Origin of the sequence: Galbibacter sp. PAP.153, assembly GCF_037029175.1 — a bacterium.
GTDB lineage: Bacteria > Bacteroidota > Bacteroidia > Flavobacteriales > Flavobacteriaceae > Galbibacter > Galbibacter pacificus.
Genome location: NZ_JAZEUN010000022.1, coordinates 23,337 through 37,894, shown reverse-complemented (window position 1 = coordinate 37,894; position 14,558 = coordinate 23,337). Strand labels below are relative to the sequence as shown.

9 protein-coding genes are annotated in these 14,558 nt (G+C 34.7%); 3 read left to right on the top strand and 6 right to left on the bottom strand.

The genetic code is table 11. The features are described 5' to 3' along the window. The first annotated feature begins 209 nt into the window (after positions 1–209). From rnr to UXI14_RS14205, 3 genes are all read left to right on the top strand, one after another. Positions 210–2,399, top strand: coding sequence for a ribonuclease R (rnr, locus tag UXI14_RS14215; protein WP_335966715.1), 2,190 nt, complete (start codon positions 210–212; stop codon positions 2,397–2,399). A gap of 107 nt (positions 2,400–2,506) precedes the next feature. Beyond that, positions 2,507–3,181, top strand: coding sequence for a head GIN domain-containing protein (locus UXI14_RS14210; protein ID WP_335966714.1), 675 nt, complete (start codon positions 2,507–2,509; stop codon positions 3,179–3,181). 121 nt (positions 3,182–3,302) lie between these two features. Continuing rightward, positions 3,303–3,986, top strand: coding sequence for a LysE family transporter (locus UXI14_RS14205; RefSeq protein ID WP_277900191.1), 684 nt, complete (start codon positions 3,303–3,305; stop codon positions 3,984–3,986). 402 nt (positions 3,987–4,388) lie between these two features. Here the strand turns inward: UXI14_RS14205 and UXI14_RS14200 are convergent, their stop codons facing one another. From UXI14_RS14200 to UXI14_RS14175, 6 genes are all read right to left on the bottom strand, one after another. Continuing rightward, positions 4,389–5,852 carry a hypothetical protein gene (locus UXI14_RS14200; protein ID WP_335966713.1) on the bottom strand — a complete coding sequence of 488 codons (1,464 nt, stop codon included), beginning with the start codon at positions 5,850–5,852 and terminating at the stop codon, positions 4,389–4,391. Positions 5,853–6,031: 179 nt separating this feature from the next. Beyond that, positions 6,032–6,544 (bottom strand): OmpH family outer membrane protein, encoded by a 513-nt coding sequence (locus UXI14_RS14195; RefSeq protein WP_335966712.1) that lies wholly within the window; start codon positions 6,542–6,544, stop codon positions 6,032–6,034. A 219-nt stretch (positions 6,545–6,763) separates the two neighbouring features. Next, complete coding sequence (locus UXI14_RS14190) at positions 6,764–7,612, bottom strand: class I SAM-dependent methyltransferase (protein WP_335966711.1); 849 nt, start codon at positions 7,610–7,612, stop codon at positions 6,764–6,766. 67 nt (positions 7,613–7,679) lie between these two features. Next, positions 7,680–9,551: a tRNA uridine-5-carboxymethylaminomethyl(34) synthesis enzyme MnmG gene (gene mnmG / locus UXI14_RS14185; protein WP_335966710.1), complete on the bottom strand. Its 1,872-nt coding sequence runs from the start codon at positions 9,549–9,551 to the stop codon at positions 7,680–7,682. Positions 9,552–9,640: 89 nt separating this feature from the next. Then, positions 9,641–10,051 (bottom strand): rRNA maturation RNase YbeY, encoded by a 411-nt coding sequence (gene ybeY, locus UXI14_RS14180; protein ID WP_335966709.1) that lies wholly within the window; start codon positions 10,049–10,051, stop codon positions 9,641–9,643. After that, positions 10,044–13,391, bottom strand: a complete 3,348-nt coding sequence (locus tag UXI14_RS14175; RefSeq protein WP_335966708.1) for a DUF4175 family protein — start codon at positions 13,389–13,391, stop codon at positions 10,044–10,046. The genes ybeY and UXI14_RS14175 overlap by 8 nt, the downstream gene beginning before the upstream one ends. Between the last annotated feature and the right edge of the window lie 1,167 nt (positions 13,392–14,558).

Sequence of the window (14,558 nt, the reverse complement as noted above, 5' to 3'; positions counted from 1 at the left end):
CCAGCAAAAGAAATTACGCCTGCCAAAAAAACAAGAATAAAGAAGATTAATATTTTATAAAACTTTTTCAATGCAATTTAGATAAGTGTCTAATATAAGAGACGCTGCAAAAATAAAATTGTTACATCAATTTTAATAAAATTTTAACTTTTAAAAATAATTAGAGTACTAGTATAATAATTCGTACTTTACTTGAAGAATTAAATTATATGACGAAAAGAAAAAAAAGAGCTCAAAAACAAAAGAAAAATGAAATTACAAAAGGGATCTTTACTGTACTTGAAAGTAATAGGGACCAGAGTTTTAACTATAAACAAATAGCTGCAAAAATTGATATTAATGATACCAGTGCTAGAAATTTATTGATAAAAAGGTTGGGCCAGCTCAAACAAAAAGGAAGAATAGAAGAAGTAGAACGCGGTAAATACAAGGCAATACCATCACAAAATTATTACGAAGGTGTTGTAGACATGACTGGAAGAAACAACGCCTATGTTGTTTGTGATGATTTGGATACCGATGTTTTTGTACCTTATAATTTGCTTAACAAAGCCCTTCACGGCGATATTGTAGAGGTGTATGTTTTTCCAAGGAGAAAGAAAGGAAAAAAACTGGAAGGGGAGATTACCAAAATACTGGAAAGGAAACGGACCTCTTTTGTGGGAATTGTACAGATGCAGAAAAATTTTGCCTTTGTTAACCCAACCGATTTTAAAATGTATACCGATATTTTTGTTCCTAAAAACAAGACCGGTGATGCAGAAGATGGTGATAAAGTAATTGTTGAAATTCAGGATTGGCCTACAAATGCAGATTCTCCTTACGGAAAAATTATTGAGGTACTTGGTAAACCGGGCGAGCACGATACGGAAATACATGCTATCCTGGCCGAGTATGGTCTGCCTTATAGTTTTCCCGATGAAGTAGAATTTTACGCCAATAAACTGGATACTTCCATTACAGAAGATGAAATTTCCAAACGAAGGGATATGAGGGAAGTACCAACATTTACCATCGATCCAAAAGATGCAAAAGATTTTGACGATGCATTGTCGTTTAGAATCTTAGAAGATGGAAATTTCGAGGTAGGTATCCATATTGCCGACGTATCTCATTACGTAACACCCGATTCCATCCTGGAAGAAGAAGCATACAATAGGGCAACTTCTGTTTATTTAGTAGACAGGGTGGTACCAATGTTGCCGGAAATCCTATCCAATAATGCATGTTCGCTGAGGCCGAACGAAGAAAAATATACATTCTCCGCAGTTTTTAAAATGAACAAAAGTGCACAGGTACTCGACCAATGGTTTGGCAGGACAGTTACCTATTCCGACAGGCGTTTTGCTTATGAAGAAGCGCAGTCTATTATTGAGACCAACAGCAATAGGGTTCCTGCGGATATTTCTTTAACCGGAGAAGCCTATGAAGTAGAACAGCACATTGCAGATGCAATTCTTACGCTGGACACCATGGCCAAAACCATGCGTTCCAGACGCTTGGCTTCCGGTGCTATTTCTTTTGACAAGGTGGAAGTAAAATTTCAATTAAATGAAAAAAGCGAACCTATTGGTGTATATTTTAAAACCGCCAAAGATGCCAATAAGCTTATTGAAGAATTCATGTTGCTTGCCAATAAAAAGGTAGCAGAATTTATTGGTAAGCAAAAGAAAACATTTGTTTACAGGGTCCATGATGAGCCCGACAACGAAAAATTAATGCAGTTACAGGGCATTATATCAAGATTTGGGTATAGGATAAACATGAAGAGCAAAAAAACCATTACAAGCTCTTTAAATAATTTATTGGAAGAAGTGCAGGGGACCAAAGAGCAAAACATGGTAGATACCTTAACCATACGCACCATGAGCAAGGCCGTTTATACTACAGATAATATTGGCCATTATGGGCTCGCTTTTGATTATTACACACATTTTACGTCGCCAATTAGAAGATATCCAGATGTAATGGTACATAGGTTGTTGCAACATTATCTAGACGGTGGAGCTTCCGTAAACGATGAAAAGTATGAACAAAAATGTAAGCATTCTTCAAATATGGAGTATCTGGCAACCAGTGCAGAACGGGATTCCATAAAATACATGCAGATAAAATTTATGGAAGATCGTTACGATGAAGAGTTTTTAGGAGTCATTTCCGGGGTTACCGAATGGGGGATTTATGTTGAAATTATCGACAATAAATGTGAAGGCATGGTGAGGATACGCGATATCAAAGACGATTATTATGTTTTTGATGAATCGCAATATGCTTTGGTTGGCGAGGTTACCAAGAACATGTACCAGTTGGGAGACGAAGTTTTTGTTAAGCTTAAAAGTACAGATTTGGTCAAAAGGCATTTGGACTTTGTGCTTACGGGAAAGAAAATTGAAAGTTAGTTTTTGAATATTCATAATCAAATCAATATTAACAATTTTTATCATTTCCATTTCTTATTAATGAAATATCTCATTTACCTTTATAAAAAATTAAAATAAAAAGAGCAATGAAACATATAGTAATTTTAATGATGCTTTTTGCATCCTGTTTTGCATCGGCACAAGACAACATAACACAGGAACTGGGCGATTTTCATGAAGTCAAGGTTTTTGATGGGGTTTCTGTTACCATTATTAATGCCGATAAAAACAGAGCTGTTATTTCCGGCAAGGATTCCGATCAGGTTGTAATTGTCAATAAAAATGGCAAACTAAAGATACGGATGAAAATAAGCCAGGTTTTTGATGGTTACAAAACCTTTGTTGCCTTGTATTCTAAAGATATTCTGGATGTACTGGATGTAAATGAAAATGCCTCCATTTCATCAAAAGAAACAATTGCTCAGGTAGATATCGAAGTAAATTCCCAAGAAGGGGGCGAAATCAATATAGATTTGGACGTAGAGCGCTTAGAGGCCAACGCTACCACGGGAGGAAACATTAAGTTAAATGGGACTGCCAAAAACCAAGAAGTAGCTGTAAACACCGGTGGAAAGTTTAAAGGAGAAGGTTTGGTTACAGAACAAACCAATGTAGTTGTAAAGGCCGGTGGGACAGCCAATGTAAATGCAACAGAATATATGAACGCCAAAGTTAAAGTAGGGGGGACTATTAATGTTTATGGAAACCCTAAGGTACTTGAAAAACAGACTTTTGTTGGTGGAACTATTAACGAACATTAAAATTTAATTTTGAAAAATTATTTAAAAATCATCATAACATATCATCTATTATGATGATTTTTTATTTTTGAATAACTGCAAATAATAACCCATGTTTTGAAAACTATGTAATTAGCGTTGAATGATTGAAGATGTTTTTTCTGCAATACCACTTGGAATTTTATTGGCCTTTACCATAGGCCCAGTTTTTTTTGTTCTTTTGGAAACAGGGGCTATAAAAGGATTTAGGGCTGCATTAAGTTTTGATTTGGGTGTTGTTATGGGCGACTCTTTTTTTATCATCATTGCCTATTTTAGTACCAACAAAATACTTCATAAAATAAAAGACGACCCTTCATTGTTTATTTTTGGTGGCATACTTTTAATTATATACGGAATAATTAGTTTTTTAAAGACAAAAAGCGACTATAAAAGGGACATACGCAATGCCATTAACCAAATAGAAGTCAGACGAAATTATTTTAAGCTTTTTTTTAAGGGGTTTTTACTTAATTTTATCAACGTTGGTGTATTGGGTTTTTGGCTCGGTATTATTATAATTTTCGGTCCCAAGCTTGAAATGAACGATGAGCGTATATTTGTTTTTTTAGCCACAATTTTGGCTACATATTTGTTTGTAGATTGTATTAAAATAATACTTGCCAAACAATTAAGAAATAAATTAACGCCGAGGAGAATTTTTAAAATAAAAAGGATTATCAGTGTTATTTTGGTTGTTTTTGGGGTAGCTTTAATGCTTCAAGGCATTTTTCCAAATGAAAAGAAAAAAATTCAAAATGTGATCGAGGATATTAGAGAACGTTAATAATGATGCCATTTACAAAAGAGTTACCCGTTGTTTTCCTTTTAATTTTTATTGCCATTACTTTTTTGTTTAGTGCTTGGGACAAGGTCTCGGACTGGAAGGGCAATATTTTGTTTTTAAAAGCACATTTTAAAAATACTTTTGTTGTTAAAGTTTTGCCTATTTCACTATTTATTATTGTTGTTTTAGAACTTTTGGCGGGTATTTTTTCCTTAATAGGAATTTATAATTACCTTATTTATAAAAGCAGTTATTTTGCTGTTCTAAGTTGTATCGTATCACTAATTACCCTATTTATTTTTTTAATTGGACAGCGTATTGCTAAAGATTTCGATGGTGCTATGAAGATTACGGTCTATATTATACCCATAGTCTTTTGTTTGTACCTTTTATCATTCTAATCTACTTCAACACTGTTTGTATGGTACCTTCGCGAACACATAACCAGAAATAGTTAAAAAAGGATTTTTCCTTATTTCTTTCCACTTTTATATCTACTTTTTCATTGTCTTCTTTAGTATTCTTCACAAAAATATTTGCTATTGTTGATATAAATTTGTTGACCACATTTTTATTTTTCTTCTTTATGTTTACTACAAAATCATCATATTTCATTTGAAAAGTTCCCGTTGCATTATTTTCGTTTGCATCAACATCAAACAGTAAGCTCGTTATGGAACCGCTTGTAATAATGTTCATATTTGGTTCCACAAAATCGTTTATTTTTTCTGCATTTAAATGCTCCATTTTGCCATGAAGGGTAAAGAAATCTGCTTTGTTGTTGATATTAAATTTCCACAACAGCTTAAAATCGGCATCGCCCATAAATTTAGATTCTATGTCTATTAGGGTTTCGCCGTCTTCTTTTAGCGTATTTATATTTTTTATCGTACTTGAAACGTCTGTAAACACAATTTTTCCCGGGCTATCGTTTACTTTTTCTTCATATGTTATCCTGCTTTTATAGATATTCAGTTCTGGTACGTCAATATCAAAAGGTAAATTTCTCAATGCCTTGCTGTACAAAGGTTTGTACCTGGTATCGTCGGGAAGTCCCTTGTCGCGGTATACTTCCAGGTTTCCTTGTATGATATCAATTTTTTCTGATGAATATGTATAGTTTTCATTTAGTTTAGCTCGCTTATAGTTATAAATATTCAAGGAATCTATTGTAAGCGAAATCCAGTCTCTTTCTGTTTTTAAATGCTTTTGAAGTTCGTTTTTATCGTAAATGGTTTTTATTTTTACTGATGCTGTTTTTATATAATCGTCTTTTAATATCAGCTTTCCGACTAAAAAATTCTGATAGTAATTCATTGGAAGCACTATGTTGTCAACCTCAAAATCAATTTTTTTATAATCGATTTTTTTATGCTCAGATGCAGGATTTATATGAAGGTCAAATACGTGCCCATTTATTTTTTCTGTCTTAACTATATTTTTTTCAGTAGTGTCTTTATATGTAAAACGCGTGTCTTTAAGCACTAGTTTTTTAATGATTAGTTGCTTTTGTTTTTTGCTTGAATTTTTTCTACTCTTTTTTCTATGTAATAATGCATCCAGATTTTCTACTTTCAGTTCTCCAATTACAATGGAATCTGATCCAAATAAGCTTGTAATGCTTATACCTGAAAGGGCTATTTTTTTTATGGAAAAAGTATTTTTAAGCGTATCGTCGATGTCTATATCTACTGCCGAAACGCTTCTGGTAAGTAGGTTTACATCAATTGAAGCGGTCTCAATGTTATATCCGTTTATTTCTTGTAGTCTATCTCTTATTTTTTTTTCAACCAATAAGTTTCCGCCCATTATTAGTACTATAACGGCTAGAATTGTTGCAAGTCCAATTTTTATGTATTTACTCACAAAGTGAGATTTCAAATGTTATTAATTTTTCTTTTATGCGCCTAGTTTTTTATATATAGGCTTTTTAATTCTAAAGCAGTAGGTTTTTTATCGAGATTAAGATACAAAAAAAGGTGCTTGTAATAAGCACCTTCATTTATTAAGTGAGATTTTTCTCAGCCTGTGAATTAGTTTTATAGCTATTTTGCCTTGTAATCATCGTTTAGCGCCTTAAGCACTTCGGATGTAATATCTTTAGATTCTTCACCATAAAGTACACTACCAGCATCGTTTGAGCCCAAAACAAAGGTATATCCTTGTTTTTTGCCGTAATCCTGAACAAAGGACCTTACTTTTTTAATGAGGCTGTCTATTTCTTTTTGGCTTTCTTGAGACAATTGTTGTTCTTCCATCTGTAATTGCTGACCCATCATTTGTCTTTTTTGGAGCAGCGCATTGTATTTTTCTTGTGCTTTTGCTTGTGGTAAACTTTTTGCTTCCGATTCAAATGATTGTGCTTCGCTTTGGAAAGCTTTAGATAAGCTGTCCGTTTTTTTATCGAATGTTTCTATTTTGGTTTTGTATTTTGCTTCGATGTCTATTTTTTCTTGATATTCATTAATCAACTTTGTATTGTCAACAAAAGCAATTTTATTCTGCTGGCATGAAAAAGTAACCAATGCAACAACGGCAGTTAATATTATTTTTTTCATTTTTATTTTAAAATTTAGTTCAGGACAAAAATAGAAAAGTAATCGGATTTTCGGTAAAATATAAATTTTATATTATGTATAGATATAAATTATTGTATTATTAATTATAATAATCAGTTGCTATTTTAAACGGCTTATTTTTATCTTCTTTCCCTACAGTTTAAAATTCCGAAAGGAAATTATATGTTTTTGATGTAAAGAGGCCTTAAAAGGCTTTATTTAGCTTTTCCTACACAAATATACCAACGACGAGTATTCCCCTGTAGTTTTTGCCTTCCAATTGGACTTCCAGCCCGAAATAAATGCCTTTATATAATTATTCTTATCCGATTTGATTTTTTCTGAAAGCAGGCTTACATAAAACGAATCAAATATCAAAGGTAAGATTTTTACTACAAAAATATTTTCTTTGCCAAGAAGTGTTTCCATAGCTGTTTTATCAAAATGCCATAAATGTCGTGGTACATCGTAAGCTGCCCAATTTTCTTTGTAATGTTTTGCGTCGTAACTCCTATAATTTGGCACTGCAATAATAAGTATCCCATCATTGCTTAGCAGTGATTTTATTTTCCTTAACTCTTCCTCTGGATTGTGTAAATGTTCAAAAACATGCCAAAGTGTAATTACATCAAATTTTTTCAGTGGCAAATCTTCTGTTTTTTCAACAACTGTATTTCCTTTTTTTATTGAAATTTTCCTGGCATTTTTATTGGGTTCTGTTCCAAAACAATTATAATATTTGTTTAAATACTTTATAAAATCACCGGTACCGCTTCCAATATCCAACAGGGATTTTGCCTTGGGGTGGTATTTTTTTATAACATTATGTTTGTTTTTTATCGAATAGGATTTCACCCATTGATAGATTTTGTCAATTAAATTTTTCTTGGAATCTGTATGAGAAATGTATTGTTGGCTTTCATAATATTTGCCAATTTCTTCGGGTAGGGGCTGTGGTGTTGTTTGCAACAATCCGTGTATTTCTGTTTTTTTTAAGTTGAAGCTTTCGTTACTTACTAAATGATCTTTGCAGCGTATGTAAGTTTTTGTTGAATTGTTTTTGCTCATTGTAAATTTAAAATTGCAAGATAGTACTTATTCAAATAAAAAGGGTTCCACGTGGAACCCTTTAAAATTACCTGCCCATATAGACGAGCATGACACTTATATCGCTTGGTGAAACACCACTTATCCGTGATGCTTGTGAAAGTGTTCTCGGTTTTATTTTTTTTAGTTTTTCCTTGGCTTCAAAAGACAAGGATTTTAGTTTGTCGTAATCAAAACTCTCCGGGATTTTAATTTCTTCAAGCCTGTTTAGTTTGTCGGCGTTGTTTTTTTCTTTTTCGATATAGCCCGAATATTTAACTTGAATTTCGGCTTGGTCCAAAACTTCGGCGTCCAGTTCTTTTTCAATTACGTAGTCTTTTACTTGTGCTATCTTTAGCATGTGGTCCAATGTAATATTTGGCCGGGCAAATATTTTAAACATCTTGTCCGATTGTTTCATTGGCGACGAATTTACTTCTTCCAGTATCGGGTTTATGGTTTCGGGTTTTACACTCGTGTCCTTAAAAAAGTTTACAAAATCGCTGGACATCCTTTCCTTTTCTTCCATTCTCCTTAACCTTTTTTCTGATGCCAAACCTATTTCAAAACTCATGGGCGTGAGTCTTAAATCGGCATTGTCCTGTCTAAGCAGTGTTCTGTACTCAGCTCTGGAAGTAAACATGCGGTACGGTTCTTCGGTGCCTTTTGTAATGAGATCGTCTATCAACACACCAATGTATGCTTCGTTCCTTTGAAGTATAAACGGGTCTCTTTCCTGTACTTTTAAACTTGCATTTATTCCGGCCATTAATCCTTGGGAGGCTGCTTCTTCGTATCCTGTCGTTCCATTTATTTGTCCGGCAAAATACAATCCAGAAACCAATTTTGTTTCCAGTGTATGTTTTAATTGTGTAGGAGGGAAGTAGTCGTATTCTATGGCGTAACCCGGTCTAAAGAATTTTACATTTTCAAAACCAGCTACAGAACGCAGTGCTTTAAATTGTACATCTTCTGGCAAGGAAGTGGAAAACCCGTTTACATAATATTCAACCGTATCCCAGCCTTCTGGTTCTACAAAAATTTGATGCCTGTCTTTATCTGCAAAACGGTTGATTTTATCTTCAATGGAAGGGCAATAACGTGGCCCTATACTTTTTATCCTTCCGTTGAACATGGGCGACCTATCAAAACCTTCACGCAACAAATCATGAACTTCTTCACTGGTGTATGTCATGTGGCAATCCCTCTGTTTTTTCAATGGATTCGTTTCGTTGGAATACGAAAACTTTTCTGGTTTATCATCTCCTGGCTGAACAACCATCTTATCAAAATTCAACGATCTGCCATCAACCCTTGGTGGCGTTCCGGTTTTCATCCTGCCAGCTTCAAAACCGCAATTAATTAAATCTTCTGTAATTCCTGTTGCAGCTCTTTCACCGGCACGGCCACCACCAAATTGTTTTTCGCCTATATGTATTAGGCCATTTAAAAAAGTACCGTTGGTCAAAACTACGGACTTACATTTAATTTCAATCCCCAATGAAGTTCTAATACCTTTTATCTTGTCGTCTTCAATAATCAATCCCGAAACCATTTCTTGATAAAAATCTAAGTTTTTTGTCTGTTCCAACATCAGTCTCCATTCTTCTGCAAAACGCATACGGTCGCTTTGTGCTCTTGGCGACCACATGGCCGGACCTTTAGATTTGTTGAGCATTTTAAATTGTATGGCGGTCTTATCGGTAATAATTCCAGAGTAACCGCCCATGGCGTCAATCTCGCGAATAATCTGCCCCTTTGCAATTCCACCCATTGCAGGGTTACAAGACATTTGTGCAATGTTTTGTAAATTCATTGTAATCAATAGGGTAGAAGAACCCATATTGGCGGCCGCCGCTGCCGCTTCAGATCCAGCATGTCCACCACCTACAACAATTACATCATATTCTTTGTCAAACATAAACTTTGAGTTTCTATAATTAATATTGGGTTTGTTCCACGTGAAACAGCATTGTTAAACCCCACTGTTTCTGGTGTTGGTTGTGTAGTCTATTTAAATAAGGCGATTTTTTCTTCTTCTTTTTCTCGCATTATTTTAGTATCTTCTACGGTTTTATCCTTAAATCCGCAGTAATGTAGAATGCCATGCGCCATCACTCTTTTCAATTCTGTTTGAAAAGGTATGTCGTAATCTTTGGCATTTTCTTTCACGCGTTCAACAGAAACAAATACATCTCCTTGAATTACGAGTGCGTCGGAATAATCAAAACTGATTATATCCGTGAGCGTGTCATGATCTAAATAATCAACGTTTATTTTATGAAGGTAATCATCATCACAAAAAATGTAATTGATCTCTCCTGCTTCTTTGGCCTCCGATCGGATTATGTTTTTTACCCATTCCGAAAAGCGTTCTTCTTCTTCAATTAAAAAATCGGTCTCGTAATGAAAATTAATCATCGTTTTTAAAATAAGCGTTTACCTTTTGCTTGTAATTTTGCCGCAAAGGTAAGGCTTGTCTGTTTAATATTTCAACTTCATTAAAATATTGTTGCAAATTTGGTATTTTGTACGAACTTGTGTTTGTAAATTCTTTGGTGTTTGTTTCGCTTTCCCGTTCTTCTTTTTTTCCCTGTTGAAAAGACGCATCTTCCATTTTTAATAATTGATGTTGTAACTGAAGCATTTTTTGTTCGGTAGCATTGGTAAACCCTTTTTCCAATAAATCATTTTCAATCTGCTCCATTTGGCTAATTAATTGTTGGGCCTGTTTTTTCTCTCCGGCCCCCTGCAATTTTTTTAATTGTTCTTCCAAAGCATTTCGTAATTGTTGCTGTTGTTTGTAGATTTCATAAAGTTCTCCAGACATTTGTTCGTTTCCATATTTTTTACTCCCGCTTTCACCTTGTTGTTCCTGGCCTTCTTTCCCGTTTTCTTTCCCTTGTTTTTGTCCCTTTTCTCCTTTTTGCATTCCTTCTTTCATTTTTTTGTTTAATTGCTGTTGGGATTGTATAATGTCCGGTAACTGAAATTCATTTCCGCTTCCGCTACTGGAACCAGAGGCAAGGCTTTTTTGCATATTGTCGAGGGTATTGCTTAAAAAATCTGCCAGCTCGTTTGCGGCCGTTAATGTATATTGTTGATGCGATATTCCTTGATAAAACCTGTTTTCGGCAAAAAGTTCCAATGTTTTGTCCATGTTATAATATACATCGGTAATGTTTTGGTTGATGTTTTCTGAAATTTTTGGCTGCCTAAGGGACAAGGCAAACAAACTGTCGTCTACATGCTCGAATACCGTTCTTAAATCGTTTTGCTTTTTTAAATATACCGATAGGTTTGAGCTGTTTTCTTTATAGCTTTGAACCTTCTCCATAACTGCTTCCTGGTCGAATGAAAAAACAACCAAATTATCCAGTATCTGGCGTAGCATTTCCGAATCTTCCTGTAAAGTATTTTGAGCCGAAGCTTGCATCATCTGACCCATTTTTTCACTCATTTCCTTCATTTTTCTAGCAGCATTTTTTTGCTTTTGTTTGGCTTGTTGTCCTGCTTGGCTTTCACTTTTATTCTGATTGGTATTTTCCGCTTCCTTCTTTTTTTCTGCTAATTTTTGTGTTGCTTCTGCCTGTTCCTTTTTTATTTCTTCTTCCAATTTCTTATCGGTTCCAAGGTCCATGGGTTTTTGTAATTCATCATTTTGCTTTTCCAGTTCCTCTATATCTTTTTCAAGCTTTTCAAAATCCTTATTCAGTTCATTTTGATTTTCTAGATTGTTTTCTTCCTCCTTTTTTTCTGACAATTTTTGTTGTTCATCGGCCAATTTTTCCAGGTCCTCTTTTATTTTTTCTGCTTTGGCAGCCGTGTAATATCTTTTGGTCAACTCAAGAATTTGCTCCAAACTCCTATTGTTTTTCTTTTGTTCTTTTGCCATTTGCGCTAAGCGTTCTGCCAATTCTTCTTTGTTTATTTTGTCTGAAATTTCCTTCAACTTTTCCATCAAGTCTTCATTTTTTTCCAATTCTTTTTTCTGCCTCTCCAAGCGTTCTTGCAGCAACTCGTTATATTCGCTCTGCTGTTTGTTTTCTTTTTTAAAATCCTTCAGGTTTTCCTTTAAATCTTCATGGAACCTTTTCATCATTTCATCTTGTTGCTTTTGCCGCTCCAAAAAGTTTTCAATTCGTTTTTTATCGTTGTAGTTTAGTTGATTTTTCTGTTTGTTGATGTCGTTTATCTCTTTTAACTTATCTTCCTGCTCTTCGGCATCTTTTAATGAATTTTCAATCCGGCCAATATTCTCTTTTTGTTGTGTTAATTGCTGTTGCTCCAGTTCATCATCGGCAAGCTTTCTGTATTTAAAAACATGGCTTTTAGTAACTTTTCCCCCGTGTATGGCATCGTTATCGGTTACTTCAAAGTAAAATTCATATGGAATTCCTGCTTTCAATAGCAGCTCATTAGGAAAAACATACCCAAAGCGGTCGTAAGTACCTTTTTTAATAGTTATATTTTTTTGCTGAAGGGAATCTGTTCCTTGTTTATAATACACCAGTTTTAATTTTGAAAGTCCGTAATCGTCTGAAATTTGACCCACGTATATTTTTGTATTGATGCTTGCGGAATCTATCTTTTCTTCGACTTTTATTTCGGGCGATTGATCTTTGATAACACGGATGGAATACCCCAGGTTTTCGTAATTTATTAAGTGATGGTTGCTCGTTGCGATGTAATAATCTGTAGTGTTATAAAAATAATGGCTAAGGTCAAATTGCTGTTGTTTTTTATTGAAGTTAATGCTGGTATCGCGAAGCTGCAACCCGACATTGGTGGTTTCTTCGGTTTCAAGTGACCAGGTTATTTTGGTACCTTCGGGAACCGTGGTATTGCCAGAGCCTTTTACAACCGCTGAAGTTTTTCCGGTATAAGCGGGATAGTCGAGGTGCATCTCGAACGACAAGAGGCCGGGTGTCGGGATTACCTCTAATTGGTATTTTTGCGACACCACGTTGTTGGCCCTTAATTGAAAGGATGTGTTTTCGCGTGGCTGATCGAAGACATATTCAAAATGGCCAGCCTGTTTTTGTTGCATCAAATAAGTAGTGCCGTCAATTTCAATATGTACATTTTCCGGAACAACGTTTCCGGCAGTATTTATCTGTAAAACAAAAGGCCTTCCCTTTATGGCCTGTAAGGAGTCGTTAACCACAAAAAATTCAAAAGGTGCCGGGGGTTGATATGCTGTTTTGTAATCTACAACACGTTTGTAACTATCTGTAAACAAATTGCTTTTACCAATTACTATAACGATCAGTATAAAAAAAACGGGCACAGCCGTATACCAGGCATATTTTAGGTTCTTTTTAAAGTTTATGGCCAATTGAAAGGGAATGGGACGCAGTTGGTCACCTTTTTGCTCAATGCTGGCCAAAAGTAAATCGGATTGCTGCGTATTTTTAGCAAGTTGCATAAAATTGAGCAGTTTATCGTTTACCTCCGGGAAATGTGCACCAATAATTTTGGAGGCTTTTTGGTAGTCAATGCCCTTTCTAATGTTAAACAGGTACAACAGCGGGACAATAATAAACGTAACAAATAAAAACAGCTCTACACCCACAAAAAGCCAAAAGAGCAATAATCGCCCCGTGGTTCCCAGCCATAAAAAATATTCCAAAAGAACGGTTAAAATAAAATAAACCAACCCGATGGCCAGGAAAAGAAATACCCCACGGAGCAGTTCGTTGGTATAATACTTTCGTAAAAAGCCTTGAAGTTTATGTTGTATATGTTGTAAAGTATTCATTAATAAGCGTATAAAAATAGTATAGGTACATTAAAATATAAAAATACAATTTGTTTGGCAGTATAAACGGGGCATTTTTACTTAATGGATGTTAAAATTAATTGGAAAAACCACCTCATTGATTTTCTTTAATGGATGACAAGGGTTCACTCATGAAAAAGCACGCTTGAGAATATTTTATGGCAATAACAAATAAGGGAGGGATGTTTTAGTATTAACAACAATACTTCAAACCGCGTTCACGGCGGATATTGTGGATAAGAAGAGCTTAAAAAATTTCCATAGAACAATGCATGTTTTACTATTTGCCTTGCTCTTGTGGAGGAGTAATAGGTTAATTTAGGGTAGAGACCGAAAACGTGTAAAAAATTGCAATCATATAATTTATTTTACACTCTTGGTTAAATGCGTATTATGTTTAGTTCCTAATGCCAAAAAAGCGTGACATTATTTTTTTACTTATAATATGAAGAAATAAGGCCTGTGACTCCTTTTGTCTGAATCTTGCCCCTTTGAGGGAAACATCATAAAACACAGGTTCGAAATAATCCAGTAAGCTGTGACAAGCATGATTAAAAGACCCTGGACAGCATCCTTAACGGTATTTTTATCCCGTACCAGCAACAACTTCATCCCCAGCCTGAAAATCTTGCCAAAAGTTGACCTTCTTTTTATTTTAGCGGTATCGATTATTTATTCCGAAGGGCCCTTTTCCGGATATTCGTATGGGGGAAAGCCGGCGTTTATGAGGTTCAGCCAACACAAATGTTATATACATATTTGACTTTAAATTATTTATATTTCGTATAAAAGCATAATAAAATTACAAGAGCACTCATGTTTTGGTTATAAAGTATCGGGGTATGTGACTTTAATTCATTTTATGTGTCCCATTAATAAACGCCATACATATGACTTTAATAGCCATTGTCCTTACACTATTTTTATTTTTTTTTATATCCATAAGCATCATGTTATATTCTAGCCTAAAAAAAACAAAAAACTAAAATCAGCATACAATGAACTTCGGCGTGGGGCTCCTGGATCAAGGTTTATCAAACATAAGTGGTAAAAAATGATATTAGCTGGATCAAAAAAATTACGTGATAGTTAGCACGCCCAGTTAAAATAATGGGCTTCCGAACAAAATAGTACGATCAGTGGTCC

Bases quoted from the DNA above. Each gene is read 5' to 3' on its own strand.
- rnr (WP_335966715.1), top strand. From the start codon at position 210: ATGACGAAAAGAAAAAAAAGAGCTCAAAAACAAAAGAAAAATGAAATT.
- UXI14_RS14210 (WP_335966714.1), top strand. From the start codon at position 2,507: ATGAAACATATAGTAATTTTAATGATGCTTTTTGCATCCTGTTTTGCA.
- UXI14_RS14205 (WP_277900191.1), top strand. From the start codon at position 3,303: ATGATTGAAGATGTTTTTTCTGCAATACCACTTGGAATTTTATTGGCC.
- UXI14_RS14195 (WP_335966712.1), bottom strand. From the start codon at position 6,544: ATGAAAAAAATAATATTAACTGCCGTTGTTGCATTGGTTACTTTTTCA.
- UXI14_RS14190 (WP_335966711.1), bottom strand. From the start codon at position 7,612: ATGAGCAAAAACAATTCAACAAAAACTTACATACGCTGCAAAGATCAT.
- mnmG (WP_335966710.1), bottom strand. From the start codon at position 9,551: ATGTTTGACAAAGAATATGATGTAATTGTTGTAGGTGGTGGACATGCT.
- ybeY (WP_335966709.1), bottom strand. From the start codon at position 10,051: ATGATTAATTTTCATTACGAGACCGATTTTTTAATTGAAGAAGAAGAA.
- UXI14_RS14175 (WP_335966708.1), bottom strand. From the start codon at position 13,391: ATGAATACTTTACAACATATACAACATAAACTTCAAGGCTTTTTACGA.